Annotated in this window: 7 protein-coding genes; 3 read left to right on the top strand and 4 right to left on the bottom strand. The window is 33.5% G+C overall.

The window, feature by feature from the left end:
- Nucleotides 1–14: 14 nt before the first annotated feature.
- The 3 genes from lacZ to J2W95_RS09710 form a co-directional block, all read right to left on the bottom strand.
- Nucleotides 15–3,149 (bottom strand): beta-galactosidase, LacZ type, encoded by a 3,135-nt coding sequence (gene lacZ / locus J2W95_RS09720; protein ID WP_310006398.1) that lies wholly within the window; start codon nt 3,147–3,149, stop codon nt 15–17.
- 259 nt (nt 3,150–3,408) lie between these two features.
- Entirely contained in the window at nt 3,409–4,926 is a 1,518-nt protein-coding gene (locus tag J2W95_RS09715; RefSeq protein WP_310006396.1) for a RagB/SusD family nutrient uptake outer membrane protein, read from the bottom strand.
- Between the two features lie 10 nt (nt 4,927–4,936).
- The gene (locus tag J2W95_RS09710; RefSeq protein ID WP_310006394.1) at nt 4,937–8,011 is read right to left on the bottom strand and encodes a SusC/RagA family TonB-linked outer membrane protein; all 3,075 of its coding nucleotides are present in this window, start codon (nt 8,009–8,011) and stop codon (nt 4,937–4,939) included.
- 245 nt (nt 8,012–8,256) lie between these two features.
- Here J2W95_RS09710 and J2W95_RS09705 point away from each other — a divergent pair, with 245 nt between their 5' ends.
- The 3 genes from J2W95_RS09705 (at nt 8,257) to fsa (ending at nt 12,916) form a co-directional block, all read left to right on the top strand.
- Nucleotides 8,257–9,255 carry a GntR family transcriptional regulator gene (locus J2W95_RS09705; RefSeq protein ID WP_310006392.1) on the top strand — a complete coding sequence of 333 codons (999 nt, stop codon included), beginning with the start codon at nt 8,257–8,259 and terminating at the stop codon, nt 9,253–9,255.
- A gap of 862 nt (nt 9,256–10,117) precedes the next feature.
- Nucleotides 10,118–12,181: a transketolase family protein gene (locus J2W95_RS09700; protein WP_310006390.1), complete on the top strand. Its 2,064-nt coding sequence runs from the start codon at nt 10,118–10,120 to the stop codon at nt 12,179–12,181.
- Nucleotides 12,182–12,259: 78 nt separating this feature from the next.
- Nucleotides 12,260–12,916, top strand: a complete 657-nt coding sequence (fsa, locus tag J2W95_RS09695) for a fructose-6-phosphate aldolase (protein WP_310006388.1) — start codon at nt 12,260–12,262, stop codon at nt 12,914–12,916.
- Nucleotides 12,917–13,009: 93 nt separating this feature from the next.
- On the opposite strand, the gene J2W95_RS09690 is transcribed toward fsa, so the two are convergent.
- A complete protein-coding gene (locus tag J2W95_RS09690) occupies nt 13,010–13,699 on the bottom strand; it encodes an NUDIX hydrolase (protein WP_310006386.1) in 690 nt (229 codons plus the stop codon).
- Between the last annotated feature and the right edge of the window lie 267 nt (nt 13,700–13,966).

Below are 13,966 nucleotides of genomic sequence, written 5' to 3'. Positions count from 1 at the left end.
GAAATTTTATTTTTTTACTTCTTTTTAGGTTTGATAACAAACCCATAACTGTATTCTTTATTTTTCAATAGATATTGTTCGTGCGGTAAAGCTCCCCAACTATTATCTCCACCTACACCTCTTTGCGCTAAATCTACACATACTACCACTTCTGGACGTGGTGTAATATCATTAAGGTGTCTGTATTTTTTGGTCAGTCCTGGATCAAAATCTTCTGGATAATTATTTAGTGCACTTACTCCTAGCGGTTGTAAACCTTCAATTTCAATTCCTTTTCCAGAACTATTGGTAAGTGTTAGCCAACGAACATCCGTTTTGTACCCATTCTCTTGAGGACGAGTATAAGGAACATATTGATCTGCTACTTTACTCTCATAAATCCCTTTCAAAGAGGAAGTATTCCTATCTTGATAGTTTTCCCAAGGTCCTCTTCCATAATAATTAAAATTATCCAACTCTTTTTTGAGTGAGAATATCATCCCAAAACGAGGCATTTCAGCCAAGGGATTATCTCCAGCTTTAAAGGAATTTAACAACATTAAGCTTCCGTCAGAATTCATAGTATAGGTAATCGTATAAGTCGACGCAACATCCTTTAGAGAAAGAGTAGCCACAACGATTGTTTTTTCATTCTCTTGTTTAACCTCAATGTTTTTCAAACTACTGAATCTTCCAACAGTTCTCCATACATTACTAGAAACTTGCATGTAATTCCCAAAATCATTATCCGTTGGAGCACGCCAAAAATTTGGAACTGGTGTTTGATTGAAATAGTTTTCTCCACCAGATTTATATTCTCTCATCAAACCTGACCTTTTACTTATTGTCACTTCAACTCCTGCAGCTGTCAAAACAATAGCATCTTTGGTTTCATTTACTTTTGGTTTTGAACCTGAATCAGCTGCTTTAACAAAATATTTAGGCTCTCCAATTGAGAATTGCTCACGAGCTACTTCATAATTTTGAGGTAAAACTTCACTACCATCTTTTGTATAAGCAAAAATATTCAGAAGATATTCTACTCCGTCTTCCGTAGTTAGTTTAGGCAATTCAAGCTGAATCTGTTTCTTAGATTGTGGCGCAAGATTAATATCAATAGTTCCCGTTTTGATAACCAATCCATTTTTTAGGACTTCATATTTAAAAAGATATTTGTCAAGATTGGTATAACCAAATCCATTTTTTACTTCAATAAGTCCATTTTTCAAATCAACTCCAGAAAATAAAATATCCTGATATACTTTTTTTACTTCAAAAGCACCTGGATGAGGCTTACGATCTGGCCAAACCAATCCATTATGACAAAAATTTTCATCATTGGTATAATTTTGACTTCCCATATCACCACCATAAGCCCAATATTTACGTCCTACTTCATCTGTCATTTCAAATCCTTGATCTACCCAATCCCAGATAAATCCACCCTGCATATTATTACTACTGTGAATAATATCCCAATATTCTTGAAAGTTACCACTACTATTACCCATCGCATGAGAGTACTCACACATGATAAAAGGACGTTTTACATCTTTACGGCCAGCATACTCTTTCATGTAGTCCATACTTGGATACATCGGGCAAACCACATCTGTATTATCTTGTTCTCCAGCTTGTTCAAATTGAACCAATCTTGTATTGTCTCTCTTTTTAATCCAATTATAAGCCTCTTGAAAAACAGGTCCATTTCCACATTCATTCCCCAAAGACCAAAGAATAACAGAAGGTTGATTTTTGTCACGTTCCACTAAACTATAGATACGATCCATGTGTGCAGCTTTCCACTCAGGCAGATAAGCAGGGTGTTTTGTTTTGTCGAAGGAACCTTGTAATTCGGCTCCCATACCATGAGTTTCGATATTAGCTTCGTCTACGAGAAATAAACCATACTTATTACATAGTTTAACCCACAGTAAATTATTTGGATAATGGCTACAACGCACTGAATTAATGTTTAGTTGCTTCATCATCTTGATATCCTTCATCATGGTTTCTTTATCCTGATAATGCCCCGTTTTAGGATTATGCTCATGAATATTGACTCCGTGAACCATAATTCTAACACCATTAACCAATAATTGCCCATTTTTTAATTCTACTTTTCTAAACCCGACTGCAGTCGAAACTGTTTCAATAAGCTTTCCGTTTTCATCCTTTAAAGTAAGTAGTAGCGTATATAAATTTGGCGTTTCATTGCTCCATAATTTAGGCGTTGAAACATTTTCTATGAATGTTGCTGATTCAGCTGAATTAGCACCTAAATTTATTTTTATTTCTTTTCTAAAAACTTCCTTCCCGTTCTCATCTACCAATTTAGCCTCAACAATTTGATTCTTTTTTGCAACCGAATTCATATTTTTGAGCTTAACATCAACGGACAAACTTCCATTTTTATAGGAAGCGTCAAGATCAGGACTTGCGAAAAAGTCAGCAATACGAGTATTAGCTGTACTATATAGATATACATCGCGGTCGATTCCTGACAAACGCCAAAAATCTTGATCCTCTAAATAAGAACCATCACTCCAACGATATACCTCAACAGCAACTTGGTTTTTACCTTCTTTTACATATTTAGTTATATCAAATTCAGTTGGACTTTTAGTATTTTCACTATAACCAACTTTTTCTCCATTTACCCAAATATACATTGCCGAAGTTCCTGCTTCAAAATGAAGGTAAACACGACGTCCGTTCCAGTTTTCTGGCAACTCGAAAGCACGGCGGTATGACCCAACAGGATTGTCTGCATGATCAATGAATGGTGGATTTTTGACATATGGATAAATAATATTAGTATAAATAGGAATTCCATATCCCTCTAATTCCCAGTTTGAAGGAACTGAAATTTCTTTCCAATTGGTAGTATTAAAATCTTTTTTGAAGAAATCTTTTGGTCTTTCATCCGGAGTAGGCGACCAATTAAATTTCCATTTTCCGTCTAAAGTTAAAAACCAAGGCGAACGAGTATAGTCATCTGCAATCGCCGATGCATCATCTGCATATGGCAAAAATGCCGCTCTGGCCGGTTCTCTATTAATCTGAAATACTGCTGGATTTTCCCAATCATTATTTGCAGTCTTCTCTTGTGCATTGACAACCAATGATGAGAACGCAAAAATATAGGCTAAAATTTTATTTTTTTTCATTTAAAATGTATTATGTATAACAAAATTCATTACTAGCAAACCAATTATAAAACCATTATAATTTTGTGTTCTTGCAAAAACATTTCGCTAAAAATTATGCTTTATGATTAAACCTTACTTCTTCTTTAAATTTATTTATATCCGAAAACAATTCAACTATCAATAAACAATCATAAGAGTGACAAATGATCGATTTACATTAAATCAATCATTTGCCAAACACTTATGAATAACTAACTATTTAAACAAATAAAGAAACTTACCAAGGTGAGTTTTGGGTCATATTCGGATTATTATTCAATTCACTTTGTGGAATTGGATAGTAAGAGAATTTAGGGGTAAAAAGTTCGTAACCACCTGCTGGCCTAGTTTTAATTACAGACTCCAAGGTTCCCCATCTTCTTAAATCGAAGAAGTGTAGTCCTTCACGAGCAAATTCTACATTTCTTTGGTGCATGATCTCAGTCATCATTTGATCTTTAGTCCATGCAGTCATTGAAATATCTGTTAACTTTGCTCTATCTCTAATTCTTTTAACCAACGGTATTGCTTCAGCTACCTTACCTTGCATAGTTTTTGCTTCAGCAAGCATTAAAATAACATCTGCATAACGCATTGCAAATTCATTCAATTCAGACTTCCAATCACCTTCGTCATTATTCCACCAGTTTTGATTTTTTCTAATCCATATTGCATTTGCTCCAAACTTTGTTGCAAAATCTGAATTATAGTAAGTTGAACCAGGATAATTCCATGCCAAAGTAGCCAAGGCTCTAGGATCAAATTCACCACCAACAGTCTTCTCTTTTGTCATTGCGTTTAATAATACTGTCGTAGGCAATAGTTCATTCCATCCACCTACTTCACCAGGTGCACATTCTTGAGCCATTGTTGTTGCTCTTGTTCTTTCAGCTGGGCTTCCTCCCCAAATAGTGGAACCCCCAACTTTACTAAACTGAATTTCAAAAACAGACTCTTTACTATTTTCATGTTTACCATCAAACAATTCAGAATAATTATCCAGAAGTCCATATCCATTTGTAGCCTCGTTATTTACTAACTTGTTAAATTGCTCTTCGGCTTTTGCCCAATCTTTCATATACAAATATGTCTTTCCTAAAAATGCAATTGCTGCATTCTTTGTCACTCTTCCTTTAAGAGCAGTTGGATAGTTTTCAGGCAAAGCACTATTGGCCGCAAATTGAAAGTCAGATATAACTTGAGCCCAAACTTCTGCTTCAGTAGCTTTTGATTTAAAATAATCCGATTTAGTTTCTATTAATGCTGTAGTAATAGGCACAGCCCCATACTCGTTAACCAAATTGAAATAATTCAATCCTCTTAAGAAGGTAGCTTCAGCTAATAATTGCTCTCTTTTTGTTTCGTCTATGTCTTGAATTTGTGGAGCATAAGTAATCACTTGATTGGCACGGAAAATACCAATATACAATGCTTTAAATATTTCTCTTGGCACGCCCGTACCGGCATCATTCTTAAAATAAGAAACAGCGTAACGATCTGGAACGTCATTTCTTGCAACAAAATTTTCTGTTCTATTTTCTTTAAGCTGCATTGCCTGAATTTCCCAGTACCCTGCATTATTATTGTCCACAAGAGTATTATAAATAGTTGCTACTCCAGATTCAAGATCATCAGAAGATTTCCAAAAAGAAGATGTTGTTTTTTGATTTGGATTCTCTAATTCAAGATTATCATCACATGAACTTAAAAATACAAGCCCTGTCATTAAATATAATATAATTGATTTCTTTTTCATTTTTATCGATTTAAAAGTTAAGTTGCAAACCAAAAAGTATTGTTTTGCTTAATGGATATGATTTATAATCAATACCTCTTCCTCCCAATGCATTTGCAGACACATCTGGGTTATAACCCGTATAGTTAGTAAAAGTATAAAGGTTATCTCCTGCAAAATAAATTCTACATTTATCGATAGAAATTTGACTTGTTATGCTGTTTGGAATTGTATAACCAACTTGAATGGTTTTGATTCTAAGATAAGAACCATCCTCAAGAAAACGATCAGAATAATCTGCTCCATTATTATTTTTATCGTCAATATCTAACCTCGGGAAATTTGAATTTGGATTAAAAGTATATGAATCTAATGTTGCAGTAGAATAGTTAATATTAGATCTTACAGTTGCAATATCTTGGTTATTCCCATTATAAATCTTATTTCCTTCTACTCCTTGCAAAGCAATAGTACAATCAATTCCTTTCCAATCACCTTGGAATCTCAACCCATATTCAAACTTAGGAAAGGCACTTCCTTTATATTGTCTATCTTCTCCATTAATTTCTCCATCTCCATTATAATCAACATATCTAACATCTCCTACTTGTGCATTTGGCTGAATCAAGGTTCCATTTTTAGTGTGTGCATCAATCTCAGCTTGAGATCTAAACAATCCATTTGTATCAACTAAGAAAAATGAATAAATTGGGTAACCCACTTTACTGTATGTTATTGGAGCACCGTGAAATGAACCAGTAGATCCTTCTAATACCTGACTTCCTGTACTAAGTTCGTCAACATTGTTTTTGATACTTGAAAAATTACCCGTTACATTGAAATTAAAATCTCCAATTTTCTCATTGTAAGTTAAGCTCATTTCATATCCTTTATTGGTTACATTTCCAGCATTTGTATAAGGATTATCGCTTGATCCAACTGACAATGGAATTGGCACTCTTAAAAGTAAATCTGAGGTTTGTTTATTAAAATAGTCAAAAGTGTATTGCAGTTTTCCATTCCATAAATCTAGATCCAAACCAAAATCGGCAGTTTCAGTCGACTCCCATTTTAAACCAACTCCTGGAGAATTTGTTTGTATATTTCCACTCCATAAAGTATTTGGCTCTCCTACTCCATAACTAATTCCAGACGTAATTAATCCTAAATATTGGTAATCACCTATTTCTTGATTTCCTAATACACCGTAGCTAGCACGTAATTTCAAATCTGTAATTGGTGTGTTAAGGTTCGTAAAAAATGTTTCTTTACCTAAACCCCAAGCTGCAGAAACAGAAGGAAAATTACCCCATTTGTTTTCTGGACTAAATCGAGATGATCCATCACGTCTTATAGTAGCTGACAAAGTATATTTATTATCATAAGAATATATTGCACGTCCTAGATAAGAAACCAAATTGTTCTCTAAATTATAACCCGTTACAGCTGGTTGAACTGCTCCTGCAAGTACATAGATATCATCAGGAATTCCACTTACAGAACTTACTACTGATTTGAAACCATTATTATATACAGTATATCCAGCCAAAGCATTCACATAGTGTTTGCCAAAAGATTTTGTATAATTCAATGTGTTCTCTACTTGAGTATATAAATTAAACTCATCTGTATGAACTAAATCATTATCTAAATTTTTAAAGAACCCACCCACCTCATAACGTGGAGTATAATTATCTCTTTTGAATTCTGATACAGTTGCCCCAACATTTAATTTATATTTAAAATCTTTGAGAAAAGTAGCTTCAACATATGTGTTTATTAACGCTTGATAAGTATCACTTGTTACGTCAAAAAGATTTAATGCTGCCACTGGGTTAAAGATATCAGTTACAGAACCAGAAGCTCCACCGTATCCACCAATGGCATTTTCATCATAAATAGCAAAACCAGGTATCATTGTAATCGCTGCTCCAAGAACATTACTTCCTTGTCCAGGAATACCAGGCAATTCTTTTCTTTTTTCTTTAGTCAACAAAATTGTCTCCCCAATTTTAAATATCCCTTTTTTATAATCAGATTTCACTCTCATGTTGAAACGGTCGTAATTAGTTTCTTTAATTACACCCTCTTGATTAAAATAGTTCAAAGACATACTGTATTTTAAATTATCCGATCCTCCTAGAAAACCTAAAGAGTAGTTTTGAGTTGGCGCAGTTCTAAAAATTTCATCTTGATAGTTAACTCCTACTCCTCCCACTTCAGGATTAAGAGCAATATCCAATGGTGCTTTTCCAGCTGCTGCATAAGCTGCATTACTAACCATTGCCCATTGTTCCTGATTCAATAAATCCAATTGTTTAGTTACACTAGCAACACCACCAAATACATCCAAAGTAACCTTTATGTCTCCTTTTTTACCGTTCTTAGTTGTAATAATAATTACACCATTTGCTGCTCTAGAACCATAAATTGCGGCTGCGGCTGCATCTTTCAAGACTTCAATGGATTCAATGTCATTTGGGCTCAAACTGTTCATAGATGCAACTTGAATATCATCTACCAAAATCAAAGGTGTGTTATTATTTAATGAGCCTGCTCCTCTTATCTGAATTCTAGTCCCAGAACCTGGGCTACCTCCAGCAGATTCAACAGAAACCCCGGCAACCTTACCTTGAATTGCACTACCTAAGTTGGTATTACTTTGAGCATCCAATTGCTTGGCTTTCAAACTAGCTATAGCACCAGTAGCACCACTTTTTTTAACGCTACCATAACCGATAACAACTACTTCATTCAAAGCATTGCTTTCTTCTTTTAGGGAAGCATTAATAACATCTCTACCATTTATTGCTTCTTCAATTGTAGTATATCCAACGTATGAAAAAACTAATATATCCTTTGGATTCGTAACTGTAAGTTTATAAGCTCCATTAAAATCTGTATTGGTACCATTTGTAGTTCCCTTTACAGAAACAGTGGCACCTATAATTGCTTGATCAGTTTTGCTATCGCGAAGTGTTCCCGTAATAGTATTCTGCCCTTGCATGCTAATGCACGATGTCAAAATAATAATTGACAGTGCGAGTTTAGATGTAATGAAAGACATTAAGCTTTTCATTGGATTAACATTCTTTTTCTTTTTCATAAATTCATAGTTTTAAAATAAATTGGTTATTAAATTGAGTTTAATTATAAAATTTCAACCATATTAAATAGACGCTTATGATGATTAAAATCTAATTATTTAATATTAATAATTAATTAAAATTGCGATATTGATTTTTTTATCTTAATTAATTGACATTAAAGCAAACTTACGCTTACAAAAACAATCTTACAGACCAGTACCTACCAGTTTTTTATATATTTGACAAAAAAACATCTTTTGCTATGAAAATAATTTCCATCCAAAACAACCTTGGCATTCCAAAATACAAACAAATCATCCAGTCAATCGAAAAAGCAATTGAGGAGGAAAAACTTACAAAAGGAGACAGGCTCCCATCGGTAAATAAAGTGTGTTTGGCCTTTTCATTATCACGGGATACCGTCTTATTAGGATATGATGATCTCAAAAAAAGAGGAATTATTTTTGCCATTCCCGGCAAAGGATATTACGTGAAAAGCGTTGAAATCACTATAAAACAGAAAATATTTTTACTTTTCGACGAGCTTAATATTTTTAAAGAAGATATCTATAATTCATTTTTAAAAAATATTGGAAAAAATGTACAAGTAGAAATTTTCTTCCACCATTTTAATGTTCAGGTTTTTAAAAAATTGATAAATGACAGTAATGGAAATTATACCAAATACATCATTATGCCAACCAACTTAATCGATGTAGTTGCAACTATAAAAACCCTACCAGTAAATGACGTAATCATACTCGATCAAACTAATGACGATCTAAAAATATTCCCTGCTATTTACCAAAACCACAAAAAAGACATCTTTGAAGGGCTGTATAAAGGAAAAACAAGACTAAACAAGTATAAAAAATTCATTATGATTTTCCCTGGTTTTAGAGAACCTCTGGGAATGAAGATTGGATTTGAAAACTATTGCTCAGAATATAATATTGATTATGAGGTAATTAATGAATTCTCAGACAACGAAATAACTATTGGAGGCGTTTACATCATTCCGAATGACAGAGATTTGGTTCGGGTAATTGAGAAAGCCCGACAACAAAACTTAAAATTAGGAACCGATTTTGGAATCATTTCCTACAACGAAACTCCACTGAAAAAAGTAGTTTCTAATGGAATTACAACTATTTCCACCGATTTTACCACCATGGGAAAACTATTGGCGCAAATGGTTCTTACCGGAAAAAAAGAACAAATTGAAAATAAAAGTGCTTTGATTATTAGAAATTCATTGTAGTTCAATTACTTTATTTTCTCAAAACTAAAAAAAGGTCACACTGATAACACAAATTGAACAGATCTCAGATATTTAACATTCATTAATTTATGATTTAAAGCAAAAAAGACAGTCACCCCCATGACTGTCTTTTTTAATAAAGATAACTTTAAGTATACTAGATGTAATTCGATCTAATTATCTAACCTACTAAATAAATATTAGAAATTACAATCCTTAAAATCTATCTTTTTGAATAGATAGGTCAAAGATAATAACAAAAACCTATTAAATACAAATATAATCGTTGAAATACATATATTTAGTATATTTATACGATTTAACTTTCATTTATGAATTAAATGAATTTTATTTTTAAACAGATTTGACTTGATTTATGAAACCTCTGACTGATTCATAGAATTTTTTTTAAAAAAACACATTTCTTTCACATAGAGAATTATCAGTTTTTTTAAATAAAAGAAACATCAACTTTTGAGTTTACATTTTTTTACAACGCGATAACTAGCTATTAAGAATTTGTTCTTCCATCTATTCAAAATTTTGAATTCCTTATTGATTTTAACCACACCTAACTTATGCTGAAGAAAATGATATTTTCTTTTTTGTTTTTGTAAAACAAATTTAGTTATATTTGCAAATGTATTTTTTACACTTATTATTTTATTCTCCCTTACAGTCTTAAAAAGAGTCTCTTATTTAATGAGATAATCCAACACCAGAACAAAATAGTAAACCTCAATTACTCGATTTAAAATTACAAACGGATAAAACCAATCTAACTTTAAATCAAAAAAAGTTTCTATGTTCATTTGAATAAATAGAAACATCAATAACACTATTACAACCAAATTTTAAAATTATGAACCAAAAAATTGACAATTTAGCCGCAGACAACATAAGAGCACTGGCTATTTCAATGGTAGAAAAAGCCAATTCAGGACACCCGGGAGGTGCAATGGGAGGAGCTGATTTTATGCATATTTTATACACTGAGTATTTAGATTTTGACCCAACTCAAATGGATTGGCCCTTTAGAGATCGCTTTTTTATGGATGCGGGACATTTATCGGCTTTGATGTATGCACAATACTATTTGTTAGGAAACTATAAAAAAGAGGATATACAACAATTTAGACAATGGGGCTCTGTAACTCCAGGCCATCCTGAAGTTGATGTACTAAGAGGAATCGAAAATACCTCGGGACCATTAGGACAAGGACATGCAATGGGTGTTGGAGCAGCAATCGCTGCCAAGTTTCTTGATGCAAGGTTCAAAGGACTTTTTGACCACAAAATATATGGTTTCATTACTGATGGTGGTGTTCAAGAAGAGATTTCTCAAGGAGCGGGAAGAATCGCAGGACATTTGGGATTGAACAATTTTATTATGTTCTATGATTCTAATGATGTACAACTTTCTTCGATGACCGATGAAGTTACTTCTGAAGATACAGCCATGAAATACAAGGCATGGGGATGGAACGTAATTACAATTGACGGACACGATCATTCGGAAATCCGAAAAGCATTGGATACCGCAAATAATGAAACCGAAAGGCCAACCTTGATCATCGGAAAAACAATCATGGGGAAAGGTTGTGTTACTGAAGATGGTTCTATGTATGAAGGTGAATGTGAACTGCACGGGAAGCCTATTGGTGATACCAAAGCCGATTACATTAAAACACTGTTGAATCTTAAAGCTAATCCAGAAGATCCTTTCGCTATTTTTGAAGAAGTAGCTTCACATTACTCCGATATTTTATCCAAAAAAGCAGAAAAAGCTTCATTAAGAAAACAACAAATCACTAAATGGGAAAATGAAAACCCAGCATTGGCACAAAAAATGCAGTTGTTCTTATCCGGCAAATTACCCGAATTGGATTTAAGCAAAGTGGCTCAAAAACCAAATGCTGCAACAAGAGACGCATCATCTGCAGTATTAGCTTATTTGGCAGAAAACGTAGAAAACATCATTGTTTCTTCAGCCGATTTATCCAATAGTGATAAAACTGATGGTTTCTTGAAAAAATCATCCGTATTGCAAAAAAATAATTTCGAAGGAGCCTTTTTACAAGCTGGAGTTGCGGAATTGACTATGACTTCTATCGCAAACGGTATTGCTTTACATGGTGGTGTGGTTCCAGTAGTGGCAACGTTCTTTGTATTCTCAGATTACATGAAACCTGCTATACGATTGGCAGCAATCCAGGAACTTCCGGTAAAATATGTCCTTACACATGACTCTTTCAGAGTAGGTGAAGACGGGCCAACACACCAGCCTATCGAACAAGAAGCACAAATGCGTTTATTGGAAAAAGTTAAAAACCACTCAGGACATCAAAGTCTTTTGGCACTTCGCCCTGCTGATGCTATCGAAACTTCCGTAGCTTGGGATATGGCTTTGAAAAACATCAAAACTCCAACGGCTTTAATCCTTTCAAGACAAGGTATAAAGGATATTCCAGCTGCATATACTACAAGATATGAAGAAGCAACAGAAGCCAAGAAAGGTGGTTATTTGGTGAAAAAGACACAAAATCCAGACATTACTTTGATCGCAAACGGATCTGAAGTTTCAACGCTTATCGATGCTGCCCTGATTTTAGAAAAAGAACATAATCTAAAAATAAATATCGCTTCCATTATTTCCGAAGGCTTGTTTAAATCACAATCCAAATCATATCAAGAAAGTATTATTCCAAAAGGAAAACTTGTGTTCGGACTTACTGCAGGTCTTCCCGTAAACCTTGAAGGTTTAATAGGCGACAGCGGAAAAATAGTAGGATTGGATCATTTTGGCTATTCAGCTCCAGCAGGCGTATTGGATGAAAAATTTGGATTTACAAGCCAACATGTTTCTGCTGAAATATTAAAATATATTGAGGAGAGTAAAACAGAGGCTAAAACGCAAAGTTTCTAAGAAACTAAGACAAAAACATTAAAAAAAACTCAGATTCTTAGTAACTCAGAAACTTAGAATCTCCAAAAAAACATACTTATGAAATTTTTTATTGACACAGCAAATTTAAATGAAATTGCAGAGGCTCAGGCCCTAGGAGTATTAGATGGTGTAACTACCAATCCATCATTAATGGCCAAAGAAGGAATAACCGGCGCAGACAATATTTTGAAGCACTATGTTGCTATCTGTGAAATTGTTGACGGAGATGTTTCGGCAGAGGTGATTGCGACAGATTATGAAGGAATGGTTCGTGAAGGCGAAATATTGGCTGCTTTGCATCCTCAGATTGTGGTAAAACTGCCTATGATTGCTGCTGGAGTTAAAGCTTGTAAATATTTTTCGGATAAAGGAATCAGAACTAATGTAACCTTAGTATTTTCAGTAGGACAGGCATTACTTGCTGCCAAAGCTGGAGCTACTTATGTGTCTCCGTTTCTAGGTAGACTAGATGATATTTGTACTGACGGTATGGGATTGATTGCCGATATCAGACAGATATATGACAATTATGATTTTCAAACTCAAATTTTATCAGCTTCCGTTCGTAATACAATGCATGTTATAAATTGTGCAAAACTAGGATCTGATGTAATGACTGGTCCATTATCTTCAATCACTGGGTTATTAAAACATCCTTTGACCGATAGCGGATTGGCGCAATTTCTGGCTGATTATCAAAAAGGAAACAGCTAGAAATTAAGTATATAAAGTTCATTTTAGTTCAACAAAAAAGGAAGCTTCATTTGGAGCTTCCTTTTTTTATTTACCTAAAAATCAAATTCTACTTTAAAAATTCAGTGCAAAATTATTCAAGAGTTTTGCATCGTATTTTTCTTTGTCAAAAGTATAGAGATAGGAACCTTTTCTAGAAGAAGTCATGTCTTTCTCATCTAATTTTATCAAAATATCCAATGAGTTTATTTTGCTAATAAAATTTCTTTTGTCAATTTGTTTATCCAAAATAGACTCGTACAGTTTAAGCAACTGACTCATTTTGAATTTTTCTGGTAAAAGTTCGAATCCAACTGGTCGCATAGAAGTTCTGTAACGCAATCTTCTTATGGCATGTGACAACATATTGTCGTGGTCAAAAATCAATTTTGGCACTTCAGAAACACTAAACCATTTCGCATGGTAATTCTGAATCAATTCGGCATTATGATTTTCAATATTAATCAGTGCATAATACGCTACCGATATGGTTCTTTCCACTGGGTCACGATCAATTTCACTATAGGTATAAAGTTGTTCCATATAGATATCCTGTAAGCCGGTATAAGTATTCAAGACTCTTATGGCTGCATCATCCAATACTTCCTCTTTTCTAAGAAATCCTCCCATTAAAGACCATTTCCCTTTTTCTGGCTCGAAATCCCTTTTAATCAAAAGAATTTTCAATCCATCTTCATCAAAGCCGAAAATGATACAATCTACCGCTAGAAGAACTTTGTCAGCTGTACTATAACTATTTAGCATTTTCTATATATTTTGTGGTAAATATAAGAACTTCCTTAAAACTACCAAATTTAATTAATGTTGTTTTTACACTAATAAAAAATAATCTACAATTAAACATTAAGTGCCTGATTTACTAAATGATATACTTTTTTCATCATTCCTTGCCTTTTGTTCTGTCCTTACTAAAATCTAAAAATAAAGATTTAAAGTCAATTTTTCAACTTATTTTTCAATACCTACACCACAATTAAGTGTTAAAATAACATTTAAAGACGTTTTTTTTGC

The sequence above is a fragment of the Flavobacterium granuli genome, assembly GCF_031456055.1.
GTDB classification, from domain to species: Bacteria; Bacteroidota; Bacteroidia; order Flavobacteriales; family Flavobacteriaceae; genus Flavobacterium; species Flavobacterium granuli_A.
Note: the sequence above shows the minus strand (reverse complement) of the source record. Positions and strands in the feature narration are given on the sequence as shown.

What these genes read in the sequence shown, in the direction of transcription:
- J2W95_RS09690 (WP_310006386.1), bottom strand. Translation starts at nt 13,699, where the DNA reads ATGCTAAATAGTTATAGTACAGCTGACAAAGTTCTTCTAGCGGTAGAT.
- lacZ (WP_310006398.1), bottom strand. Translation starts at nt 3,149, where the DNA reads ATGAAAAAAAATAAAATTTTAGCCTATATTTTTGCGTTCTCATCATTG.
- J2W95_RS09715 (WP_310006396.1), bottom strand. Translation starts at nt 4,926, where the DNA reads ATGAAAAAGAAATCAATTATATTATATTTAATGACAGGGCTTGTATTT.
- J2W95_RS09700 (WP_310006390.1), top strand. Translation starts at nt 10,118, where the DNA reads ATGAACCAAAAAATTGACAATTTAGCCGCAGACAACATAAGAGCACTG.
- J2W95_RS09710 (WP_310006394.1), bottom strand. Translation starts at nt 8,011, where the DNA reads ATGAAAAAGAAAAAGAATGTTAATCCAATGAAAAGCTTAATGTCTTTC.
- J2W95_RS09705 (WP_310006392.1), top strand. Translation starts at nt 8,257, where the DNA reads ATGAAAATAATTTCCATCCAAAACAACCTTGGCATTCCAAAATACAAA.
- fsa (WP_310006388.1), top strand. Translation starts at nt 12,260, where the DNA reads ATGAAATTTTTTATTGACACAGCAAATTTAAATGAAATTGCAGAGGCT.